Here is a 23038-nt window from a genome sequence, read left to right as displayed (position 1 = left end):
GTGGGTCGGCTTACTTCTTGCCCTTGGCCTCGTCGCTCACGGTGAGCTTCTTGCGGCCCGCCTTGCGGCGGCTGGCGAGCACGGCACGGCCGGCGGCGGTGCTCATGCGCTTGCGGAACCCGTGCTTGTTGGCGCGCTTGCGTCGGCTGGGCTGGTACGTGCGTTTCATGGCTACGGGTCGTCTGTTGGGGGCGCAAAAATAGTCCTTCCGGCCGATCCGGCAAGCCCTTACCGCGGACCGAAGCGCAGGCGGTCCAGTCCGAAGGGGGCCACCGCCCCCCCTTGCAGCTCCACGAGCAGGCGCCCTTCGGCATCCACCTCCAGCGGTCGGGCCTCGATCGGCGCGCCGTCCAGCTCCATGGGCAGCCAGCGGCCCCGCCCCCAGAGCGCGTCGCGGTAGTCGGCCTCCAGGCCCGGCCGGTGGCCCATCGCCTGCCGCCACCGCAGCTCCAGCCTGTCCAGCAACCCGGTGAGCAGGGCCCCGGCGTCCACGGCACGGCCCAATTCGAGCCGCACGCTGGTGGCCAGCGCCCCCTCCACGTCGCCGTCGCTGTTCACGTTGAGGCCGATGCCCGCCACCGAATGCCGCACCCGCCCGCCCTGGATCTCGTTCTGGATGAGGATGCCCGCCACCTTGCGCGGTCCCACCAGCACGTCGTTGGGCCACTTCACCATCACCTCCTGCACGCCGATGCGCTGCAAGGCATCGCGCACGGCCAGCGCCGTGAACTGGGCCAGCACGAACTGGTGCCCCGCATCGAGCCCGTCAGGCCGCAGCACCACGCTGAAGGTGAGGTCGAGCCCCGGCTGGCTGCGCCACTGGCGGTCGCGCTGCCCCCGCCCTCCGGTCTGCTCATGGGCCAGGATGACGGTGCCGTGCTGCACTTCCGTCAGGTGCAGCAGATCGGCAGCATGCTTGTTGGTGCTGTCGACGGTCGCCAGTTCGATGCGTGCCGACCCGATCATGGCCCCAGGGAACAGGCATCCTGCGGCCATCGGCGGCGGCAGGGGAACTTGCTACCTTTGAACGACCAAGATACACCGGATGAAGAAAGCGCAGGGCGCGGGGAACAGCGCCCGCTTGGTGGAGGCCGTGATCCAGGGCATCCAGGAGGTGAAAGGCAGGGACATCGTGCGCATCGATCTGCGGGGCATGCCGAACCGGGTGTGCGACCAGTTCGTTGTGTGCCACGGCGACTCGGACACACAGGTGGAGGCCATCGCCGGCTCGGTGGAGAAGTTCGCCCGGGAGAAGGCCGGTGAACGCCCCTGGCACACCGAAGGCCTGCGCAACGCCGAATGGGTGCTGCTGGACTTCGTGGACGTGGTGGTGCACATCTTCCACCGCGCCAAACGTGAACACTACGGCCTGGAGCACCTGTGGGCCGATGCCGCCAGCCAACGCTACGACAACGTGGCCTGACGAACAGACCGAACCGTGGAACAACCCAACAACGAACGCCCCCGGAACGAGAAGGACCGCCCCAAGCGCTCCTTCAACTTCTACTGGATCTACGGCATCATCATCGTGGTGATCCTGTCGATCAACCTCTTCACCATGAGCGGTGGCATGGTGGAGATCGAACCCACCGAATACAGCGCCTTCGTGGCCGCCGGGGATGTGGACCGCGTGGTGGTGATCAACGACGAGGTGGCCCAGGTGTACATCAAGAAGGACCGCCTGGCCAACCCACCGCACAAGGACCGAATCCGGGGCAACGTGATGAGCGGCAGCAACGTGGCCGGACCTCACTACGCCTTCAACATCGGCAGCATCGACGCGTTCCAGGAGGAGCTCAAGAAGGACTACGCCGAGCAGAAGGTCCGGTACAGCTTCAAGCACCAGGACAACTGGGGCCGGGAGATCCTGCAGTGGGTGCTCTTCCTGGGGATCATGATCGCCATCTGGATGTTCGTGATGCGCCGCATCGGGGGCGGCGCCGGACCGGGCGGCCAGATCTTCAACATCGGCAAGAGCCGCGCCCAGCTCTTCGAGGGCGGCAAGAGCACCAACATCACCTTCAACGACGTGGCCGGACTGGACGAGGCCAAGGAGGAACTGCAGGAGATCGTGGACTTCCTGAAGAACCCCAAGAAATACACCGACCTGGGCGCGAAGATCCCCAAGGGTGCGCTGCTGGTGGGCCCGCCGGGCACCGGCAAGACCCTGCTGGCCAAGGCCATCGCCGGCGAGGCCAATGTGCCCTTCTTCAGCCTTAGCGGATCGGACTTCGTGGAGATGTTCGTGGGCGTGGGCGCCAGCCGCGTGCGCGACCTCTTCAAGCAGGCCAAGGAGAAGGCCCCGGCCATCATCTTCATCGACGAGATCGACGCCATCGGCCGGGCGCGTGGACGCAGCATCAGCATGGGCGCCAACGACGAGCGCGAGAACACGCTCAACCAGCTGCTCACCGAGATGGACGGCTTCGGCACCAACAGCGGGGTGATCCTCATTGGCGCCACCAACCGCGCCGACGTGCTCGACCGCGCCCTGCTGCGCCCCGGCCGCTTCGACCGCCAGATCTTCGTGGACATGCCCGACCTCAACGGGCGCATGGCCATCTTCAAGGTGCACCTCAAGCCCCTGAAGCTGGACACCACGGTGGACGTGGAGTTCCTCGCCAAGCAGACCCCGGGGTTCAGCGGCGCCGACATCGCCAACATCTGCAACGAGGCCGCCCTCATCGCCGCCCGCAAGAAGAAGAAGACCATCGACCGCCAGGACTTCCTGGACGCCGTGGACCGCGTGATCGGCGGCCTGGAGAAGAAGAACAAGATCATCACCACCGACGAGAAGAAGGCCATCGCCTACCACGAGGCCGGCCACGCCACCGTGAGCTGGCTGGTGGAGCACGCCTCCCCCCTGGTGAAGGTGACCATCGTGCCGCGCGGCCGTTCCCTGGGCGCCGCCTGGTACCTGCCCGAGGAACGCCACCTCACCACCACCGAACAGATGCTCGACGAGATCTGCGCCGCCCTCGGCGGACGCGCGGCCGAGGAGGTGATGTTCGGCCAGGTGAGCACCGGAGCGCTCAGCGACCTGGAAAAGGTGACCAAGCAGGCCTATGCCATGGTGACCATGTTCGGCCTGAACGACCGGGTGGGCAACATCAGCTACTACGACAGCAGCGGCCAGAACGAGTACGGTTTCGGCAAGCCGTACAGCGAACGCACCGCCCAGGTGATCGACGAGGAGGTGAGCAAGATCGTGGAGGGCCAGTACCAGCGGGCCAAGCGGATCCTCACCGAAAGCAAGGACAAGCTCACCGCCCTGGCCGGCCAGCTGCTGGACAAGGAGGTGATCTTCAAGGAGGACCTGGAGAAGATCTTCGGCCAGCGCCCCTTCGAGCGCCCCGCACCGCCCGCAGTGAACGGCCACGGCAGCCCGGCCAAGACGCCGGAAGCACCCTCCGATGCACCCCCTGCCGCGCACCGGGAGGCCTGATGGCCCGGCCCCGGTCTGGACCGTGGTCCATGCCGCGGCCCAGCGCTCCGAGGCCGAACTGGTGCTCGGCCGCCTGGAGGCCGAAGGCATCCCGGCCGTGCTGCTGGACCGCAGCCCCAGCGCCTACCCCATGATGGGCGAGGTGTGCGTGCTGGTGGACCGCACCCGTGTCCTCGAGGCCCTTCACCTGCTGCAGAACCCCGCGCCGTGAACGAGGTGCTCGTGCGCAGCCTCACCGGGCTGGTCTACATCGCCGCCACGGTGGGCGCTGCCCTCGCCGGACCCTTCACCACCCTGCTCCTCTTCCTGCCCGTGGCCCTCATCGCCGCCGGCGAACTGCACCGCCTCACCTGGCGCACGAACGACGCACCGCCCGTGTTCTGGACCCGGGTGCTGGCCGGTTGCCTCTTCCTTGTGGTCGGCGTGGCCCCCATCATCTCCGACTGGCGCGTGGGCTTCGTGCTCCTCACCGCCTTCCTGCTCGTGCTCCTCACCATGGGCCTCACCCTCTTCCGCCGTGGCGACGCCCCCGTGCAGGAGCTCGCCGGCCAGGTGTTCGTGCTGATCTACGTGGCCCTGCCCTTCGGCCTGGTGCCCCTGGTGGTGGCCCGGGGTTGGGAGCTGTTCCTGGGCTTCATGGTGCTGCTGTGGACCAGTGACACGGGCGCATACGTCGTGGGTCGGCTCATCGGCCGCCATCCCCTGTTCCCCCGCGTATCGCCCAAAAAGACCATCGAGGGCCTTCTGGGCGGCGTGGCCTTCACCCTGCTGGCCGCCTGGATCATCGCCCGGTTCTGGACCACCCTGGACCTCGCCGACTGGCTGGTCCTGGCCGTGGTGGTGACCATCACGGGAACCCTGGGCGACCTGCTGGAATCGGCCTTCAAGCGCGCCGCCGGTGTGAAGGACTCCGGGACCCTCCTACCCGGGCACGGCGGCATCCTCGACCGCTTCGACGGATTCCTGCTGGCCATGCCCGCCACCTGGGTCTACCTGCAGGCCATCGCCTGAGGACGGAGGACCGCCCCTCCTATATTTGGCCGCCACGCTCCCATGGGCATCCACCGCGAAGGCACCGCCACCCTGCTGCTGGCCACCGCCGTCCTGTGCTTCGCCCTCTATGGGTTGATGCAGTGGGACTCGGCGCCGGCCGCGCTACGCATCGCCATCGCCGCACCGCTCGTCCTCGTCTTCCTCATCGTGCTCTGGTTCTTCCGCGTACCGCGGCGCACCATCACCGTGGACGAAGGCGCCATCGTGTCGCCGGCCGATGGCCGGGTGGTGGCCATCGAGGAGGTGCACGAGCCCGAGCACTTCAACGACCGCCGCCTGCAGGTGAGCATCTTCATGAGCCCGCTGAACGTGCATGTGAACTGGTACCCCGTGGCCGGCATCGTGAGCTATGCGCGCTACCACCCCGGCAAATACCTGGTGGCCTGGCACCCGAAGAGCAGCACGGAGAACGAGCGCAGCACCGTGGTGGTGCGCCACGCACGGCATGGCGAGGTGCTCTTCCGGCAGATCGCCGGGGCGCTCGCGCGCCGCATCTGCACCTACAGCACGGCCGGTGCCAACGCCGATCAGGGCCGTGAGTTCGGCTTCATCAAGTTCGGCTCGCGCGTGGATGTCTTCCTGCCGCTGGGCTCGCAGGTGAAGGTGGCCCTGGGCGACACCGTGCAGGGCTCCACCACCGTGATCGCCCGCTTCCCCAACGCATGACCATGAATCATCAGGAACTGGCATTCTTCGCCTGCGCTATTCTATTTTCTGCTTGTGCAGGTGACGGTGGAGATGTTGATATCGACATCAAACTTGGTAGTGATAAGCAGTCGGAAAGTACTCCTGAAACCCCTCCAGATCCAGAGAATTCGGAGAGACACCGGACGATAGACTATCCTCTGACTCCGCTGCCCGAGGGCGCCGTGCGCGTGGACGGCGTGTACCGCGCCCGGCTGGGCGGCGTGGGCTACGTGATGCGCTTCTTCCCGGAAGGCTACGTGATGCATACCGCCGGCATGGCCAAGGATGCCGACGGGCTGAAGGTGCTCCTTGTGCCCTCCACCCCCACCGGTGGCAACAGCGCCGTGCATCGGTCGGCGGTCCGTCTGACGGGTGACAGCGTGCTCTTCACCACCCATGGCATGAAGGGGGAGATCGACTACCAGGGCCTGCGGCTCGGAACGGACTCGATCCGCTTCAGGAAGTACAGCCACATCAACGGCCGCGACGTCACGGTGACGTACTTCTTCGAGCCTGACGCGCTATCCGCGCAGTAGGCGGTGAAGCTCGGCGAAGTGGGCGAAGCGGAAGGTGGCCTCCGCGTCCGGCTCCGTGTCCGGATCCCCGATGAAGTGCGCCTGATCGAGGCCTGCAGCGCGCGCGCCGCCCGTGTCGTTCCGCGCGTCATCGCCCACCATCAGGCTCTCCTCCGCCCTGGCCCCCGCCAGGGCCAGGGCACGACGGAAAATGCGCGGGTCCGGCTTGGCCGCACCGGCCTGTTCACTGGTGAGCACCACATCGAAGTGCTCCGCGATGCCGCTGCTCAGCAGCTTGATCCGCTGCACCTCCTGGAAGCCGTTGGTGATGATGTGAAGGGAACGGTCCGCCGCGAGATCGTCCAGCAGCGGGCGGACGCCGGCGTGCAGGGCGGGCTTGCGCGGGCAGCGGTCCAGGTAGTCGGTGGCCAGCCGGTGCGCCAGCCGCTCGTCGCGCACCCCGAACCGGCCGAGGGTGTTGCGGAAGCGCAGCACGCGCAGCACCTCCTTGGGGATGCGGCCCTCCTCATAGCGACGCCAAAGGCCCGCGTTCACCTCCTCGTAGGCCTCGATGAGCTCGTCCGCATCGTCGATGCCATGTTCCACAAGCCCGAGCTCCGCATGCAGTTCGCGCAGCGTGGCCCGTGAGTTCCTACGGAAGTCCCACAGGGTGTGGTCCAGGTCGAAGAAGATGTGGCGGTAGCGCATCACGGCAGGGCCCGGGTGATGCCACCCACCACGCCGGTGAGCGCGGCGGATACGCCAAGGGCCTGCACCACCACGGAGACGAGCAGGGCGGGCACCATGCGTCGGTCGTGGTGGAAGAAGCGCGCGGCCAGGATGCTGCCCACCGGTATGGTGAGCACCAGCGGGGTGAGCGCGGCCACCCCCAGGTAGCCGCTGACGTGCTTCAGCCGGATGATCCAGCGGTTGCGCCGGGTGAAGATCCGACCCAGCGCGACCCCGCGCGCACGGGCGCGCTCCCGCCCCTTGAGCCAGCGTTCGCGCGACCATTCGGTGAGGCGCTCGCTGAGGCGGTAGAACACCAGCACGCCCAGGCAGCCCCCCACGGCGGTCCACAGGAAGGTCTCCAGGAACGTGAATCCGAAGCCCACCCCGAAACCGGCCGCCACCAGCATCTTCAACATGCCCCAGGCGACCACCACCGCTATCTGTGCCGCATCGTGCACGCCTCAGACCTTTCGACCGTAGGCCAGATCACCCGCATCACCCAGACCGGGCACGATGTAGGCCTGCGCCGTCATCTCCTCGTCGATGGCGCCGATCCAGATGCGTGTGCCCGAGGGCAGGTGCTTGCGGATGTACTCCACACCCTCACTGCTCGCGATCACGGACACCACGTGCAGGGCCTTCGGGCGCCCCAGACGCAGCAGGGCCTTGTACACCAGCAGCATGCTCTGGCCGGTGGCCAGCATCGGGTCGCAGAGCACCAATACACGGTCATCCAGCGTAGGGCTGCTGAGGTACTCCACTTCGATATCAAAACCCTCCTCGCCCTTGCGATGTTTCCGGTACGCACTGATGAAGGCGTTGTCCGCCCGATCGAACACCGACAGCATGCCCTGGTGCAGCGGAAGGCCCGCCCGCAGGATGGTGGCCAGGACCGGCTGCTCGCGCAACACCGGCACCCGGGCCAGACCCAGTGGGGTGGTCACCTCGCGCTCCTCATACTCCAGCGTTCTGCTGAGCTCGTAGCCGAACACCATGCCCAGGCGTTCGAGGTTGTGACGGAAACGCATCGGATCGCGCTGCACCTCCACATCCCGCATTTCCGCGAGGTACTGGTTCACCACCGTGCGCTCCTTGCCCAGTTCGACGATCATGCCTGTTCGGATTGACCTCGCAGGCTGACGGGGAAGCGTCGCAGCAAGGCGTGTAAATATAGGGTGGTCACCGCGCCGAAGCCCGCGTAGAACCGGGCCAGCGCCGGGTCACTGCTGCCCGCCAGGTCCATCCAGCGCGCACTGCCCGCCCGCTGTTCCAGCATGCGGTCGATCAGCAGGTGCATCGCGTTCAGCGACCGGGCCTCCGGCAGCGCAAGGCCCTTGAGGAAGAGGGTACGGTCGCCATGGTGCACGAAACAACCGGCCGCCACCGGACGCCCCGCGTGAAGCACCGCCACACAGACGCCCTCGCCCCGCTGGTGGATCACCTGCAGCAGCCTCCGCAGGGAGCCTTGTTGCCGGGCGCCCACCTTCCACGCGGGCCATTGGGGGGCCGTGGTCAGGAAGTCCATAAAGGCCTCCGTACCCATGGTGGCATCGAGCTCCAGTCCGGCCGCCTCCGCACGTCGCAGACTGCGCTGATGATTGCTGCTGTATCCCTTGCGGATGGCGGCGATCGGGCGGTCCATCGGCACCAGCTGATCCTGTCGCGTGGTGAAGCGCCAGCCCCGGCCCGCTCCTTCCACGGCGGCATTGGTGAGGTAGATGTCCGCCAGGCGGAAGCGTGCGGGCAGGGCCCTAAGGAATTCTCCGTTCCGCAGCGCATCATCGGTCGCCGCGAACACGCCGAGCTGCTGGAGCGGGAACGGCTGGTACAGGTACGGGATGCCCCATTTGCGGTGGTGTGTCAGCGGCATCAGCGCACCGCGTTCGTCGTCCCAGAGGGCTTCCCAGCCCGGACATGCCGCATCGAGCACGGCGCTGCGGGCGTACCACACCGGACCCGTGCAGCGATCGAGCAGCGCGTCCCAGGCCGCCTTGTCGATCCGGTCGTGCCGCAAGTACCTGATCATGGCCTTGCATGCTTCACCACCTCCTCGAACACCGAAGGCCATCGCGCGAACTCGCGGTGACCACTGAGGTAGCGGTCGTGCCATACGCTCACGAAGGTGCCCTGCACCGCACGCACCTCGTCGCTCATCGCCCGCATGGCCGCCGTCGCTCCGGCCGGATCAAGCCCGCATCGCTCGATCAGGGCACTGTCCATCGCGGCGAAGGGCCACAGCATGAGCGGGGTGGGCTGGTCGCGCTCCACATCGTACCAAGGGAACGGCGTACAGGTGGCCGCGCGGAAACCGGGGCGGTCCGCGAAGCCGAGGCTGTGCTCCTCGGCGAACCCGGCGGCCGCAAGCCGCCGCAAGGTGTCGGGCAGGCGCCAGCGCAGGAAGTGCTGCCGGCTGATCAGTGTCCGCGGCTGCAGCCGCCGTTCGTAGATCGACACCTCGGTCTCCAGGCGCCCGGGATCGGTGCTGGTCGCATAGGATGGGTGCAGTCCGATGCGCAGGCCCGTGTCATGCCGCAGGAAGCGGTGCAACCCGGCCGGCCACCGGTCAGGTTCCACGGCGTGGTCATGCGGGCCATCGCCGCGCAACAGCAGGAAGAGGATCGCGCCGCTGGTGTCCGCCACATGCCGCTCCACAAGGTCGAGGCCACGCAGGAAGGGATCGCGCAGCAGGCCGGAGCGCACCATCCACCGCTCCAGCGCAGCCCCCGGGCGCAGGTGCAGCAGGTCCTTCGCCGTGGCGCCCAGCGCCCGCGTCCAGGGCCGGCCGGCATACCGCAGCACGTTGTCCACATCCACGGTGACGACATGTCGAAAGGCGCGCGCGGACCGCAGCGTTGGATGGGAGCGCTGCAACCGCTCACCAAGCGCCAGTACCCAACGATCGACCCAGGGCGCATCGGCCAGACCGCTCCGCACCGTGAACAGGGCTTCGGTCGGGATGCGGTCGTGCGCATCGCGCGCCTGGCAACGATGCTCATCCACCAGGGCGAGCAGGAAGAACGCGGCGGCGAACAGGTCGAAGGCGTGACCCACCGGGAACAGTGCGGGCATGCCGTCCACCAGGGCCACCGGGGGGTCCTGCGCGGGCAGCTGGTGCAGCGCACCGGACCAGGGAACATGCAGGGCGCCGGCCATCGGCGAGGATCCATAGCTCAGCCGGGGACCTGCAGCTTCCCGGAATGCCGTCGCGTCGCTGGTGATCCGGAGCGGCATGCCCAGCATCCGCCCGATCGTATGTTCCACGATCCAATGAGCGCGCGGCGATGGGTGCTCCAGGTGGACGAGCAGCATGTGCGAAGGGCGGGCGGCGGGTTCAACAGAACGTGCGACCGTCGGCACAAAGTAGGGCGTCGGCCAGGTACTTGGTGGCCCAGTTCGGGCAGGCGAACTTCTCGTACCGGCCCCAGAGGGGATAGGAGCCGGTGAGAGCCCCACGGCCATCGGTCGGCCCTTCCGCGCCGCGGGACTGGAGGGTCATCAGCAGCCCGCGCATCCGCGCCGCGGCATCGGCGAACAGGCCAGCCTTGCCAAGGTGCGCCAGCCGCTGCCAGACCACCGCAAGCTGGGCCCCACCCGTGGTGATGAAGGCCTCGCTGCCGTTCCATGACCGGTCGTACCGGCCATGCAGGACACCGTGCTCCAGGAAGCGATCGCACAGGGGCCGCGCCGCAGCCTCGGCCATCGCCGTCCATCGGTCATCGTCCAGGAGCGCTCCGCATTCGGCCAGCCCGTCCATCGTGTAGGCCAGGGTGTGGATGATGGGCCGTTCGTTGTGCTTCTCGGTGTTGTCCGCATCGGCGAACCAGCCGTTGGCGGCCTGCCGCCCCTCCACCCAAGCCAGGTTCCGCAGCGCGGCCTCCTTCATCGCGGGATCACCGGTGATGCGGTGCAGCATCAACAACGGTGCGTCCACATAGCTGTCATACACGCGCGCCGCGCCCATGAAGTTGTGACGTGACCAGCTGCCGTCCGCCTCCTGCACACTGATGATCCAGGCGCCCCCACGCACGGCCGCATCCAGAAAGCGCGGTTCACCGGTCCGTGCATGCATGGCGAGCATGCCGCGCACGACCTGCGCGGAATTGAACACCACCGATGGACGGCGCTCACCCACGCGTCCACCCTGCCAACCCCCATCCGCGTGCTGAAGCGTGAGCAGGGTATCGGCCGCACGGGCGGCCCGATCGAAAAGGTCCGGCCGTCCCAGGCGTTCACCTGCGGCCAGGACCGTGGGGATGAGATAACCCGTGGTCTCCGGGTACGTGCGTCCCCAGCCGCGCACCAGATGAAGGCTGCCCATTCCTCCGTCCCCGCTGTGGTCCTGCGCCCGGGCCACCCAATCCATCGCGTCGCCAAGCGCCCGCTCGATGTCCTCAGGCGAAGGTGCTTCGGTAACGGGGAGCGGTCGGGCATGCGCCTGGATCAGCTTCCGCCCGTCCGCATCCGCCAGCAGACGCGCCCAGCAGTGGAGGTAGTCGGCCAGACTGCGCAGCATGGTTCAGCGCTCACCGAGCAGGATGGAACAGATGCGGCCTGCGGAATCACCATCCCCGTACAGACCGGACGGATCGGCGAGGTGCAGCCCGATACCCGCTTGCGCCGCGGCGGCGATCCGGCCGGGGTCCGCATCCGCCAGCGTGGCTCTTCCGGAGCTCACAAGCTCCACCCATTCCGTGCGGTCGCGGAGCACCACGCAGGGCCGTCGCAGGATGGCGGCCTCCTTCTGCAATCCACCGGAATCGGTGATCACCACGGCCGCATGCCGGGTAAGGGCCAGCATGTCCAGGGGGCCTTGTGGGGCCACCACCCGCAGTTCCGGGCTCTGCCGCAATCGTTCATTGACACCGGCGTGCGCGGGGCTGTCGAGCAGCTGCCGCACACGCGGATGAAGGGGCCACACCACCGGCAGGCCCGTGGCCCGGGCGGACATGCGCAGGCCCTCGACGATCCCGGAGAGCCGGTCCACATCGTTGCTGTTCGCGGCGCGGTGCACCGTGGCCAGCAGGTATCCGTCCGGGCGCAGCCCCATGGAGCGCAGCGCTTCAGAACGTGCTTCAGCCCGTGGGAGCGTGCCCAGTACATGGTCGCAAAGAAGGTCGCCCACCAGCCGCACTGCCGGCGCGTCGGGGTCATGGGCCGCACCCGCGGTATCACGGATGCCCTCAGCGCCCAGGTTGGTCACCGAGGTCTCCGTGGGGCAGAACAACCAGGTGGAAAGCCGATCGGCCACGATGCGGTTGAGCTCCTCCGGCATGCTGCGATCGTGCGCACGCAGGCCCGCCTCCACGTGGGCCACCGGCACCCCGCACTGGGCCCCGGCCAGTGCTCCGGCCAGGGTGCTGGTGGTATCACCGAACACCAGCACGAGGTCGGGACGCTGTTCACCGATCGCACCCGCAATGCCCTCCAGCATGCGCGCGGTCTGCACAGGGATGGAGGCCGCGCCCACGCCGAGTGAGATGTCCGGCGCCGACAGCCCCAGGTCGTGGAAGAACACATCGGAGAGCGCGGGATCGTAGTGCTGACCGGTGTGGAGGATGCGCTGACGGAGCCGCGCGGAGAACCGATCGGCGATGCATCGGGCCAGCACCGCCGCCTTCACCAGCTGGGGCCTTGCCCCCACCACCGTCAGGATCTCGAGCGGCGCGGACATGGTCAGAGCGAGCCGTTGTCGGCAAAGCTGTAGTAGCCGGTGGCGGTGATGATGAGATGGTCGTGCACGGCGATGTCCAGCAGCCGCCCGCCCTCAACGAGCTTGCGGGTGAGGCGGACGTCCTCTTCGCTGGGGATGGCGCGCCCGCTCGGGTGGTTGTGGGCGAGCACCACCCCTGCGGCCCGGCGGTCGATCGCCTCGCGGAAGATGACCTTCGGGTCGGCGACGGTGCCGTGCATGCCGCCCTGGCTCACGCGCACCTTGCCGGTGACGGCGTTGCCACGGTCGAGCAGGAGCAGCCAGAACTCCTCGTGCATCAGGTCCGCCATCAGCGGATGCAGCAGCTCGAACGCCACCGCACTGGTGGTGATCCTCGTCCGCTGTTCGGGGCTCGCATCGCGTCGACGACGGCCCAGCTCCAGCGCGGCCGCGATACTGATGGCCTTGGCCTCGCCGAGCCCTTTGACCTGCATGAGCTGGGCCACGCTCAAGCGGCCGAGCCTGCCGAGGTCGTTGCCCGCGAGCACCAGCACCTGGCGGGCCAGATCGAGCGCGCTGGCCTGTACGGTACCCGACCGGATCAGGATGGCCAGGAGCTCGGCATCGCTCAAGGCACCGGCGCCATGGCTCAGCAGCCGCTCACGAGGCCGGTCGTCGCTGGCCCATTCGCGGATGGTGAGCCGGCCCGGGGTGGAACGCTGCTCGTCGGCCATGGGTTAAAAAAAAGCAAAGGTCCCCGTTCGGAGGACCTTCACCGGTGCAACGGTGACCGCACGGGTCACTTCAGCTTGTTCACGTGCGTGGCCAGGGAGGACTTCAGGTTGGCCGCCTTGTTCTTATGGATCACGCTGCGCTTGGCCAGCTTGTCCAGCATCGCGCTCACCTCCGGCAGAAGGGCCGTGGCGGCCTTCTTGTCGGTGGTGCTGCGCAGCTTGCGCACGGCATTGCGCGTGGTCTTGTGCTGGTAGCGATTGCGCTCGTTGCGGGTCTCGGTCTGACGCACCCGCTTGAGGGCCGACTTATGGTTCGCCATGGCTGTTCAGGCTCTGAAAAGGACGGCAAATATAGTGCTTCCCACCGGTTCCACAAGACCACCGGCGCCTCAGTAGGCGTTGGGGTCCTTTCCGAGCATGTTGGTGACGGTCTTCACCACGATCCGAACGTCCAGCCAGAAGCTCCAGTTCTCCAGGTACCACACGTCCAGCTCGATGCGCCGTTCCATCAGCTCCGGCGTGCGGGTCTCCCCGCGGAACCCGTTCACCTGCGCCCAGCCGGTGATGCCGGGACGCACGAAATGCCGCACCATGTACTTGTCGATGATGTCCCGATACTGGTCGTTGAGCCTCAGGGGGTGGGGACGAGGCCCCACCACGCTCATCTGCCCCATCAGGACGTTGAAGAACTGCGGCATCTCGTCCAGGTTGCTCTTGCGCAGGAAGGCCCCCACGCGGGTCACGCGTGGATCGTTCTTGGTGGCCTGCTTGGTGTCCGCCTCCGCGTTCACCCGCATCGACCGGAACTTCCAGCAGGCGAACTCCTTGTTGTCCCGTCCCAGGCGCTGCTGGCGGAAGAACACCGGCCCAGGGGAGGAGAGCTTCACCAGAAGGGCCAGGATGGGGAACAGCCAGCTGAAGACCAACAGGATGACCAGGCTCGAGAAGACGATGTCGAAGGTGCGCTTCCACGCCCGGTTGGCCCGGTGGTCCAGCGGCTCGCGCCGCAGCTTGCTCACCGGCACGGACCCATGGAACTCCAGGTCGGTGGTCTGCACCACCGGGATGAAACTGTCCACACTGGGGATCACCCGGAACCGGATGGTGTTGCGCTCACAGAACTCCATCAGGTCCGTGATGTCGGCCCTGCGCGTGCCCGGCAGGGCGCAGTACACGATGTCGATGCGGTTCTGCACCGCAAAGGCCTTGGCGGCCTCCACATCGCCCATTCGATGCGCACCCAAGGGGCCTCGCACCTCCTGGTCGTTGAAGAGCCCGCGGAACCGGTAGCCCCGCACGGTCTGGTCCTGGCAATACTGGAAGATCTCCTCTGCCGCAGGACCCTCGCCCACGATGATGAGGTCCTTCACGGAGGTGAGGGGCTCCAGGGTGAGCACCTTGCTCAGGCCCGAGCCGACCTGTTGAAGGGACAACCGCTTGGACCGCAGCAAAGCCGCCAGGTCGCCCATGCCTTCAGGGCGGGCGGTCAGTTTGCCGGGGTCGTTCGCTTCCATGCGCAGGGGCGGGTTACCGTCGATCATTCGTGGGATTCGCCTGGTCGCTTCCTGGCCGGTCGTAAAGGGAGGTCAAAGCTAGACCAGGCACCATCCGCTGTCAAGTTTTGTCGAAGAAATCCTTTAATTCGTCGAAAGCAGCCCGCCCGTTCACGCTCCGACCGACGGGACGACGCTCATCCAGCGAGCGCCGTTGCTTCCGCCCGGGCAGCGACACGCCCGGAACGCCGTCCTGTGATGCGGAACCAGGCCGCCTTCATGGCAAGGCCCAGGAACAGGGTGTTGGTCACCAGGTAGCGCTTCCAAAGACGGCCGGGTTCCAGGGCCAGGCGATAGAGCCATTCGAGGGACAGCTCGCGCATCCACTTCGGCGCACGGGTGTCCACACCGGCATAAAGCAGGAACGCGCCTCCAAGGCCCAGCATCACCGCCCGGACCCGTGGACGCATGGCGGCCATCCACCGTTCCTGCTTGGGGCAGCCCAAGGACACCAGCACGAGGTGCGCCCCGGAGGCATTGATGCGGTCGGCGTCGGCCTGCAGTTCGGCGTCGCTCAACGGTCGGAACGGTGGTGCGACCGCTCCGGCGATGCGCAGCGTGGGCAGTTCGCGCGCGACCCTCTCGCGGATCCGATGCAAGACCTCGTCACGCCCGCCATAGAGGAATACGGAGAGCCCCTGCGCGGCAGCCTGTTCCATCAGCGCGGGCATCAGGTCGTTGCCCGCCACCCGCTCCTGCCGTTCACCACCGAACCACTGCAGGCAACGCAGCACGGGCATGCCATCGGCCGTGGCCAGGTCGGCTCCGTTCACCACCGCTCGGAACCCGGGATCGCGCGCCGCCTCCACGGCCATGTGCGCGTTCACACAGCACACGTACGACGAGCGCTGAGCGGCACCGAGCGTGGTGATCATCCGCACATGGGCATCGAAGCTCCCGAGCGTGATGCCTGTGCCCACCACCTCCCGTTTCGGCAACGCGCCCGGCATGATCGGGACGCGCTCAGCCATGGCCCACCACTTTTCGCACCGGATGGGCGATGTGTTCACTGCCGCCATCGTACCATGCCACCATCGCCTTCACGCCCTCCTCCAGCGTGAACGGCGCAGGGCCGAGGGCCTCGATCGTACGGTCCATCGGCGTGATGTAGTCGCTGGTCATCGACCGGAAGCGTCCGCTGGTGATCGGGAACGGCAGACCCACCGTTCTGAGCACATCACCGGTGACCGCCAGGGCGCGGACCGCCCAGATGGGTATGTACCGCACCGGCCGTCCGGTGAGCGCCTTGGAGATGGCCTCCACCCAGATGCGCAGGTCGAAGGGTGGATCCCCGACGTAGAACACACGTCCGTTCATGCGTTCGGCCGGAAGCCGCAGGATGCGGTCGATCTGCCACACCACATTGCCCACGTAGCCGTAGGAGCGGATCACCTTCCGCCGCGAGGGATGGAAATAGAGCCCCTTGCGCATCACCTTGAACATCACATCCCGGTAACGAAGGCTCCAGGGCCCCCAGATGGTGGTGGGGCGGATGATGGTCCAGGTGCACGACAGCCGCGCTTCGCGCGTGACCATCTCGGTGAGCCGCTTGGATTCCCCGTACAGGGTGAACGGCTTGAAGTCCAGGTCGTCCTTGGGTTGATGACCGGCCTCGCAGACGAACTGGGTGCTGGTGACGATGAGCCGCTCCACCGATGGGCAGGCCTTCACCGCGTTCAGCAGGCGGCGGGTGCCCTCGTGGTTCTGCACATAGGCGTTCAGGTCGTGCTGCTCCTCGGTATCGGTGCGGGCGGCCAGATGCACCACGTGCGTCGGCCGGAATTCGGCGAACGCCCGGGCGAGCGCCTCCTCGTCCATGATGTCGAGCTCGCGCCACAGGACCCGCTGGCCGGGGTTGAGCGGCGGGTTCCAGTCCACGTTGAGCACCTCCTCACCGGCATCGATCAGACGTTCCATGAGGTTGGTGCCGATAAACCCGGACCCGCCGGTGACAAGGACGCGCATGGTCGTTCGCACTAGGGGCGCAGGCTGAGGAAGGCCTCTTCCATGCGCTGGTGGAAGCGTTCTAACGTGAACCGCTGTTCAAAGATGCGCCGGCCCGCCTCGCCCATGGTGCGCCGCAACGCGGGATCGGCCGACAGGCGGGCCAATCGGTCGGCCACCGCGGCGGGGTCCTCCACCGGCACCAGGAAGCCGTTCACGCCCTCCTCCACCACCGACGGGATCCCGCGCCACCGTGTGCTCACCACCGGCTTCGCGAACTGCATGGCCTCGGCGAGCACCAACCCGAAGCTCTCCGCCTCGAAGTGCGAGGGAAAGCAGAAGATGTCGCAGCCGGCGAAGTGCGCAAGCTTCTCCGCATCACGCTTCACGCCGAGGAACCGCACCCGGTCCGCAAGCCCGTGACGTGCCACGAACCGGTCACAGTGCGCCTGGAACGACGCATCACCCCATTTGCCCATCAGTTCAAGGCGTGCGTTCACACCCTGCTCCCGAAGGCGGTGGAAGGCCTCAAGGAGCACCATCACCCCCTTGCTGGCGATGAGAACCCCGGTGAACAGGATGACGAGCGGCTCGTCCGGCCCGGCCGTTCGCTCGGCCACCGTGCCGCGCGCGTCCTGCACCCCGTTGGGCACCACGATGGACCGGCGCGCCTGCAACACGGCCCCGTCATCGGGGTTCTGCTGCGCCGTCCGGATGGCCAGATCCGGGCGCCTGTAGGCCAGCCGGAACAAGGGACGCAGGACAGCGGGAAGCTGCGGGGCGAAACCGGAAACACCGCTGGCGTGGAAATGGAACACCGTGCGACGGAACATCCAACGGACGGCACCGAGCAGGATCAGGTCACGCAGGACGGGCACCTTGTTGGGGCCGCTCGGCGGGTAGTACAGCACCGGGGTACGGTGGATGATGCGCGCACGCCAGACGGCGAGCACCGTGGTGAAGAGCACCCACAGCTTGCGCGGCCGGAAGCGCCCGACGCTTTCCATGTCCTCCGAGAAGGCCATGCGCACATGGTGGAGCACCACGCCCTGATAATGTCCCTCCAACATGGCCTGGATCATCACGGCCTGTCCTCCGAAGGGCGGTGGGGTCTGCCCCACGACGAGCACATGGATCGGGCGGCCGGTCATCGGCGGCCAAAGGTATCCGCCCCGGACGGCCACGGACAGGGATCCATGGGCTCGAACGGCGGATCCGTCGAAAGAACCCAACCAGCGCCCGATCCCCGGGGTTGAACGGTTCGAACGATACGATCATGCGCAACCGACCCCTACACCTCGTTCTGCCTCTGCTGATCTTGCTGGCGCTCCAACTGCCGGCGGCCACTTACCACGTGTCACCCACCGGGAACGACGCCAATGCGGGAACGAGCCCAGCGCAGGCCTGGCAGAGCATCGCCCGGGTGAACCAGATCGCCGGCCAATTGCAGCCGGGCGACCAGGTGCTCTTTCAGCGCGGGGGCGTGTACCGTGGCAAGCTGACGGTCACGGCCAGCGGCACGGCGGGCAACCGCATCACCATCGGCGCCTACGGCACCGGTGCCGATCCGGTGATCAGCGGCAGCGTGCCGGTGACAGGCTGGACGGTGCACAGCGGCAACATCTGGCGCGCGCCGTTCACCCAGGCCATGAAGCACCTGTACGTGAACGGGCAGCTGCAGACCCTGGCACGCTACCCGAACACGGGCTGGCTGCGCAACGACCTGGGCACCGCCACCACCACGCAGGACGCCGCCCTCACCCAGCCCACCGGGTATTGGACCGGCGCCACGATGGTGATGCGCACCACCAACTGGAGCTACGATACGGCACGTGTGACCGCGCACTCGGGCACCACCCTCACCCACACGAGCACCGGCAACAACATCGGCGACGACCACTGGGGCTACTTCCTCCGCAACAAGCTCAGCGAACTCGACGCCCCCGGGGAGTGGTTCCACGATGTGGCCAACGGGCAGCTCTACCTGTGGTGCCCCAACAACGCCGACCCGAACGCCCAGCTGGTGGAAGCGAGCGTGACCGACCATGGGATCTCGGTGAGCTGGCAGCGCCACCACATCCTGGTGGAGCACATCGCCTTCCGCCACCAGACCGGAGCCAGCCTGCGCCTGAGCGGCACCACCCAGCTCGAGGCCGCGCACTGCAGCTTCAGCGACACCCATCAGGCCGTTCTGAGCACCGGCGGCGACCAGGACTTCCACCACCTGAACGTGCAGCGCACCTATGCCACCGGGATCTACTTGATGGACGACAACAGCTCGGTGACGCACTGCGTGTTCGAGGACGTGGCCCTCCAACCCGGGCTGGGCGAGAACAACTGGGGCTACTTCGGCCTCCGCCTCACCGGCCAGGGCATTGTGGTGACCGACAATCGCTTCGAGAACATCGGCTACGTGGGCATGGTGGTGGAGCGCAACGCCCTGGTGGAACGCAACGTGGTGCGCCATGCGCTGGCCATCCTCAACGACGGTGGCGGCATCGCCTTCGACAATGCGGATGGCATGATCATCCGGGACAATATCGTGATGGACATCTCCGGCGACCTGGAGAGCTCGGCCCCGAACTTCAGCAACTACGAACCCATCTGCCACGGCATCTACTTCGGGAACATCAGCATCAAGAACACCCTGGTGCAGCACAACACGGTGGCCAACTGCCTGGGCAGCGGCATCCACGTGGACCACACCATGGTGAGCACCGGCAACCAGATCAAGGACAACATCCTGTTCAACAACACGGTGCAGCTCTCCATCTCCGACTTCAGCAACTACAACGGCCCCGGGGCCACCGCACCGTACCATGTGCCCGCGTTCAATGACGTGTACACCGGCAACGTGATGTACGCCCTGGCCGAGGACCAGCTCTGCATGCGCCAGTACCATGTGTACTCGGCCAACTGGGTGGACTATGGCACGTTCAACAACAACTACTACTTCAACCCCTACAACGACCGCAGCATCCTCCAGTTCAACACCTTCGCCGGTGTGATGAAGTACTTCAGCCTGGAGCGCTGGCAGGCCGAGCGGGGCGAGGATGCGAACTCGCTGCGCAGCCCCAAGACCATGAGCGCCTACGAGGTGGCCGACGTGCTCAGCGCGAACCTCGTGCCCAATGGCGGCTTCGCCTACGACGTGAACGGATGGAGCGGCTGGCCAAGCCAGGGCCAGATCACCCACGACTACGGGCAGTTGGACAACGGCGCCCTCAAGGTGCACTTCGCCAACAACAACACCTACAACGAGTTCACCCTGAAACACGACCAGCTGGCCAATGTGCAGAACGGACAGTGGTACCGCTTGCGCTTCAGCATCCAGAGCACCATGCAGGGCGAGGTGAAGGCCGGTTTCAAGGGCCTCACGCAGCAGACAGGCCCCCAGATGGTCGCCAGCCGCTTCGTCCCCTTCAGCCCCGTGCGCCGCGATGTCACGATGTTCTTCCAAAGCGACCTTACCGACCAGGGCAACTGCACCTTCACCAACCATTACACCGAGAGCACCTACTGGCTGGACAACGTGGAACTGCACCGGGTGGACGTGACACCGCTGGACCCGCTCGACCGCCAGCAATTGCTGGTGAACGACCAGCCCACCGCGCAGACCTTCAACCTGGACGGCTGCTGGAGCGATGTCCAGGGCAACCTGCACAGCGGGAGCATCACCGTGCAGCCCTACCGATCCATCGTGCTGGTGCGCGAGGATGACATCCTCTGCGGACTGAGCACCGGGTTCGCGCCTGGGGCGACCACCGAGGTCGAGCCCCCCATGGCCTACCCCAACCCAGTGGAAGCCGGAGGCCTGCTCCACCTCACGACCACCGGCGCGGCCGAGCTGCGGCTCATGGACCTCAGCGGCCGCACCGTCTGGTACGACCGCATGAGCACCGCCGGGCCCCGGCACGTGCCCACGGATGTACGGCCCGGCACATACGTGCTGAGCGTGGACGATGGCCGCACACGGACGGAACAGAAGCTCGTGGTGCGCTAGCACCATCACCGGCATCCCCGCCATACACCAAGCCCGGCCCCTGGTCCACTGGACCGGGGGTCGGGCGTTCAGGCAGGTCGGCGCCGAGGCAGGATGCGCGCCGGATTCCCCACGGCGACATACCCGGCGGGAACATCCTTCACCACCACGGCACCTGCACCGATCGCGACATCATCGCCCACAGTGACCGGACCGATGATCACCGCGTTCGCACCGATGTCCACCCGGTCACCAAAGCGCGGGCTGGCGCTGTAGGTGCCATCGGGCATTCGCTTGTTCCCGATGGTGGTGCTGTTGCGCACCGTGCAACCCGCACCGAACACGGTGTGGTCGTTCACCACCAAGGCCTGGCCGTGGTCGATGCGGAAGCCCGGGCCGATGCGCGTCTTCCAGGGCAGCTCGATGCAGAGCACCCACTCGACCAGGACCCGATAGAGCAGGAAGTACGGGAGGAAAAGCACGAAGGTGAGCGTGCTCCGCCGCAGCAGATGCGCTGTGCGGAACAGCAGCATCACCAGGCGCCCCTTGGGATTGCCGCGGTTGGCCGCCCAATCCTGTGCGATGTTCCAATGTCCCGCCATGCGTGCTCAACGACGCCGGCCAAGGTACTGGTTGAGCTTGAGCTTCAGGAGCTGGGGCAGGTAGAGCGTGGTGCGGACGACCTGGCCGGTGAACACGCCCAGCGGGCCCATCCCCACCGACCGGCTCACGCGGGCGCCCTCCCGCAGGACCTTGCGCAAAGGGATCGTCATGCTGGCACCTCCCGCGGTGAAGTGGGCCAGCACACGGGGCAGGTACAGGAACTGCCCTGGATCCTCCAGCCATGCGCGCAGGGTCCACTGATGATCGCCGCTCACCCGGAGCTCCGGGTCGAACGACCTTCCCTCATAATAGCTGCGCCGGACGAAGAAGGTGGGGTGGTTCAGCACCATCTCCCAATGCTTCAGCAGGAAGCCGTTCAGCCGTGCATGCTTCACCTTGCTGACCCCGCCCGGATAGTGGATGAGGATGTCCCCATGGACGATGTTGACCTCGGGCCGGTCCTTCACCGCTGCCACGACCTGATCCACCGCGTCCGCGGCATACCAGTCGTCCGCATTGATCAGGCCCACCCATTCACCGGTGCACAGCGCCACGCCCTTGTTCATGGCATCGTAGATGCCCCGGTCCTTCGCGCTCACCCAGTAGGCCAGCCGGTCGTCGTAGCGACGAAGGAGGTCCAAGGTGCCGTCCGTGCTGCCCCCGTCCACGACGACATGCTCGATCGCCGGATGGCCCTGATCCAGCACGCTCCGGATGGTGCGCTCCAGGGTGGCCGCACCATTGTAGACCACGGTGACGATGCTCACGAGCGGAGCTCCGGGCCGGCCGACGGCCTCGCCCCGGACCCGGCGACCGCCTTCGAGGGGTGCGTTCAGTCCATCCATGCGCCTTCCAATGATCGTGTCCGGCGGGTGATCGCGTCGGGACGAAGCGCCAGCGGTGCCATCATGCAGAAGAGGATCGCATGCCCGATGTCCACGCCGTAACAGAAGATGTCGATCTGCCAGATGAAGAGGATGTACACCAGGCCGGCGAAGATCGGCGCCTGGTCCGTGCGCATCAGGTATTCGCGACGGTAGTGCTTGAAGCCCCTCCAGAGGATGATGTAGAGCAGGACGACCCCGAAGACACCCTGCCCCACCACCACTTCCGTGAAGGTGCTGTGCGAGTGCAGGTTGTAGGCGTGCTTCTCGCCCCAGAGCTTGGCGACGAAATCGAGCATGTGCAGCTTGTAGTGCCCCTTGTACCCGTTGCCGAAGAGAAGGCCGGTACGGTCGCTCCACGCCCAATCGGCCACGGCGTTCCAGATGTAGCTGCGCCCGTTGAAGGTGGTCACGTCCTCCTTGCTCACGCGCTGCAGGATCGCCTGGAAGAAGGGCAGGCTGAGGACCTGGTACACCAGGAGGGAGAAGCTCAACAACAACGGCATCGTGAAGAGCGAGATGGTGTACAGGCCCCGCGCCACCTTGATCGCACGCGTGAGGAAGAGCACCGCGAGGAGCAGGAAGATCATCAAGGACAGGCGGCTGTTGATGCTCACCATCATCGCCAGGTTCAGGAGGATGGCACCGATGACCAGGGCCACCGTGACCGGCCGGCGCGACAGGTCGCGCAGTTGGAACAGCAGCATCAAGGTGATGACGGAGAGCACGTGCGCGCCCGTGTAGATGCCCCGGATGAACGGGAAGTTGGCCCGCCCCTCGAAGCTGTGGCCGAAGGAGCGGATGCCCGCGGCGTAGCCCAGGATGTTGATCAGGATCAGCAGGCCCAACGAACGCAGCAGCAGCATGGAGTAGTCGAAACCCTCATCGTCGCGATGGTAGAACTGCACCACCACCGCGGCATGGAAGGGCACCGTGAACAACAGGATGGACAGCAGCACATTGCCGGCGTTGAGGCCGGGAATGCCGCCCCTGAGGCCCACCATCATGGACATGGCCAGGGTGAGGATGTAGAGCAGGCACAGCCAGTAGGTGCCCGAGAGCATGTAGCGCACCCGCTGCCGGTACACCGCGTCGATGAGGTAGAAGACCACGATGGCGAGGAACGGCAGGTTGGACACGATCAGGCCCTTGGACAGGCCCTGCTTCATGCCGATGTAGTTGCCGAACCCGTAGACGGCGAAGCCGATCAGGAACAACAGGTCGACGAGGTCGCGTTTGCGGATCATCGGGCGCTG

The 23038-nt window shown here is 66.6% G+C and carries 25 protein-coding genes; 7 read left to right on the top strand and 18 right to left on the bottom strand.

From position 1 onward, the window contains the following. Positions 1–10: 10 nt before the first annotated feature. Together rpmH and IPM49_14935 are read right to left on the bottom strand one after the other, a co-directional pair. The gene (rpmH, locus tag IPM49_14940) at positions 11–169 is read right to left on the bottom strand and encodes a 50S ribosomal protein L34 (protein ID MBK9275819.1); all 159 of its coding nucleotides are present in this window, start codon (positions 167–169) and stop codon (positions 11–13) included. A gap of 59 nt (positions 170–228) precedes the next feature. Further along, entirely contained in the window at positions 229–966 is a 738-nt protein-coding gene (locus IPM49_14935; protein MBK9275818.1) for a biotin--[acetyl-CoA-carboxylase] ligase, read from the bottom strand. 79 nt (positions 967–1045) lie between these two features. Between IPM49_14935 and rsfS the strand changes: the two genes are divergently transcribed. The 6 genes from rsfS to IPM49_14905 all read left to right on the top strand — a co-directional run bounded on the left by rsfS (position 1046) and on the right by IPM49_14905 (position 5721). Beyond that, positions 1046–1423: a ribosome silencing factor gene (gene rsfS / locus IPM49_14930; protein MBK9275817.1), complete on the top strand. Its 378-nt coding sequence runs from the start codon at positions 1046–1048 to the stop codon at positions 1421–1423. A 15-nt stretch (positions 1424–1438) separates the two neighbouring features. After that, a complete protein-coding gene (gene ftsH, locus IPM49_14925) occupies positions 1439–3445 on the top strand; it encodes an ATP-dependent zinc metalloprotease FtsH (GenBank protein MBK9275816.1) in 2007 nt (668 codons plus the stop codon). Further along, positions 3414–3656, top strand: a complete 243-nt coding sequence (locus IPM49_14920) for a DUF2007 domain-containing protein (GenBank protein ID MBK9275815.1) — start codon at positions 3414–3416, stop codon at positions 3654–3656. Before ftsH ends, IPM49_14920 begins: the two co-directional genes overlap by 32 nt. Beyond that, positions 3653–4456, top strand: coding sequence for a phosphatidate cytidylyltransferase (locus IPM49_14915; protein ID MBK9275814.1), 804 nt, complete (start codon positions 3653–3655; stop codon positions 4454–4456). The genes IPM49_14920 and IPM49_14915 overlap by 4 nt, the downstream gene beginning before the upstream one ends. Positions 4457–4498: 42 nt before the next feature. Beyond that, positions 4499–5164, top strand: a complete 666-nt coding sequence (locus tag IPM49_14910) for a phosphatidylserine decarboxylase family protein (GenBank protein ID MBK9275813.1) — start codon at positions 4499–4501, stop codon at positions 5162–5164. 203 nt (positions 5165–5367) lie between these two features. Continuing rightward, entirely contained in the window at positions 5368–5721 is a 354-nt protein-coding gene (locus tag IPM49_14905; GenBank protein MBK9275812.1) for a hypothetical protein, read from the top strand. On the opposite strand, the gene IPM49_14900 is transcribed toward IPM49_14905, so the two are convergent. The 13 genes from IPM49_14900 to IPM49_14840 all read right to left on the bottom strand — a co-directional run bounded on the left by IPM49_14900 (position 5707) and on the right by IPM49_14840 (position 17464). After that, entirely contained in the window at positions 5707–6408 is a 702-nt protein-coding gene (locus IPM49_14900; protein MBK9275811.1) for a noncanonical pyrimidine nucleotidase, YjjG family, read from the bottom strand. The two genes, IPM49_14905 and IPM49_14900, sit on opposite strands and share 15 nt — an antisense overlap. After that, positions 6408–6848, bottom strand: coding sequence for a hypothetical protein (locus tag IPM49_14895; GenBank protein MBK9275810.1), 441 nt, complete (start codon positions 6846–6848; stop codon positions 6408–6410). Before IPM49_14895 ends, IPM49_14900 begins: the two co-directional genes overlap by 1 nt. Before the next feature lie 45 nt (positions 6849–6893). Then, positions 6894–7544, bottom strand: a complete 651-nt coding sequence (gene upp / locus IPM49_14890; GenBank protein MBK9275809.1) for a uracil phosphoribosyltransferase — start codon at positions 7542–7544, stop codon at positions 6894–6896. Next, a complete protein-coding gene (locus IPM49_14885; GenBank protein ID MBK9275808.1) occupies positions 7541–8458 on the bottom strand; it encodes a GNAT family N-acetyltransferase in 918 nt (305 codons plus the stop codon). The genes upp and IPM49_14885 overlap by 4 nt, the downstream gene beginning before the upstream one ends. Next, complete coding sequence (locus IPM49_14880) at positions 8455–9693, bottom strand: polysaccharide deacetylase family protein (GenBank protein MBK9275807.1); 1239 nt, start codon at positions 9691–9693, stop codon at positions 8455–8457. Before IPM49_14880 ends, IPM49_14885 begins: the two co-directional genes overlap by 4 nt. A 70-nt stretch (positions 9694–9763) precedes the next feature. After that, complete coding sequence (locus IPM49_14875) at positions 9764–10945, bottom strand: terpene cyclase/mutase family protein (GenBank protein ID MBK9275806.1); 1182 nt, start codon at positions 10943–10945, stop codon at positions 9764–9766. A 3-nt stretch (positions 10946–10948) separates the two neighbouring features. After that, a complete protein-coding gene (wecB, locus tag IPM49_14870; protein MBK9275805.1) occupies positions 10949–12103 on the bottom strand; it encodes a UDP-N-acetylglucosamine 2-epimerase (non-hydrolyzing) in 1155 nt (384 codons plus the stop codon). A gap of 2 nt (positions 12104–12105) precedes the next feature. Next, positions 12106–12816 carry a DNA repair protein RadC gene (gene radC / locus IPM49_14865; protein ID MBK9275804.1) on the bottom strand — a complete coding sequence of 237 codons (711 nt, stop codon included), beginning with the start codon at positions 12814–12816 and terminating at the stop codon, positions 12106–12108. A gap of 65 nt (positions 12817–12881) precedes the next feature. Beyond that, positions 12882–13136, bottom strand: a complete 255-nt coding sequence (locus IPM49_14860; protein ID MBK9275803.1) for a 30S ribosomal protein S20 — start codon at positions 13134–13136, stop codon at positions 12882–12884. Positions 13137–13205: 69 nt separating this feature from the next. Then, positions 13206–14357 (bottom strand): undecaprenyl-phosphate glucose phosphotransferase, encoded by a 1152-nt coding sequence (locus tag IPM49_14855; protein ID MBK9275802.1) that lies wholly within the window; start codon positions 14355–14357, stop codon positions 13206–13208. A gap of 149 nt (positions 14358–14506) precedes the next feature. Then, positions 14507–15319 carry a WecB/TagA/CpsF family glycosyltransferase gene (locus IPM49_14850; GenBank protein MBK9275801.1) on the bottom strand — a complete coding sequence of 271 codons (813 nt, stop codon included), beginning with the start codon at positions 15317–15319 and terminating at the stop codon, positions 14507–14509. 13 nt (positions 15320–15332) lie between these two features. Then, a complete protein-coding gene (locus IPM49_14845) occupies positions 15333–16334 on the bottom strand; it encodes an NAD(P)-dependent oxidoreductase (protein MBK9275800.1) in 1002 nt (333 codons plus the stop codon). A gap of 11 nt (positions 16335–16345) precedes the next feature. Then, complete coding sequence (locus IPM49_14840) at positions 16346–17464, bottom strand: glycosyltransferase family 4 protein (protein MBK9275799.1); 1119 nt, start codon at positions 17462–17464, stop codon at positions 16346–16348. A 125-nt stretch (positions 17465–17589) separates the two neighbouring features. On the opposite strand from IPM49_14840, the gene IPM49_14835 reads away from it, so the two are divergent. Beyond that, on the top strand, positions 17590–20316 hold the full coding sequence (locus IPM49_14835) for a right-handed parallel beta-helix repeat-containing protein (protein MBK9275798.1): 2727 nt from the start codon (positions 17590–17592) through the stop codon (positions 20314–20316). Between the two features lie 68 nt (positions 20317–20384). On the opposite strand, the gene IPM49_14830 is transcribed toward IPM49_14835, so the two are convergent. The 3 genes from IPM49_14830 to IPM49_14820 are packed head-to-tail and all read right to left on the bottom strand — an operon-like array spanning position 20385 to position 23029. Further along, complete coding sequence (locus IPM49_14830; protein ID MBK9275797.1) at positions 20385–20897, bottom strand: serine acetyltransferase; 513 nt, start codon at positions 20895–20897, stop codon at positions 20385–20387. A gap of 6 nt (positions 20898–20903) precedes the next feature. Continuing rightward, a complete protein-coding gene (locus IPM49_14825; GenBank protein MBK9275796.1) occupies positions 20904–21743 on the bottom strand; it encodes a glycosyltransferase in 840 nt (279 codons plus the stop codon). Beyond that, positions 21731–23029, bottom strand: coding sequence for a hypothetical protein (locus IPM49_14820; GenBank protein MBK9275795.1), 1299 nt, complete (start codon positions 23027–23029; stop codon positions 21731–21733). The genes IPM49_14825 and IPM49_14820 overlap by 13 nt, the downstream gene beginning before the upstream one ends. Positions 23030–23038 lie beyond the last annotated feature (9 nt).

The organism is Flavobacteriales bacterium (genome assembly GCA_016715895.1).
Taxonomy (GTDB): Bacteria; Bacteroidota; Bacteroidia; order Flavobacteriales_F; family PHOS-HE28; genus PHOS-HE28.
The sequence above is the reverse complement of the archived record's forward strand: the minus strand, read 5'-3'. Positions and strand labels throughout refer to the sequence as shown.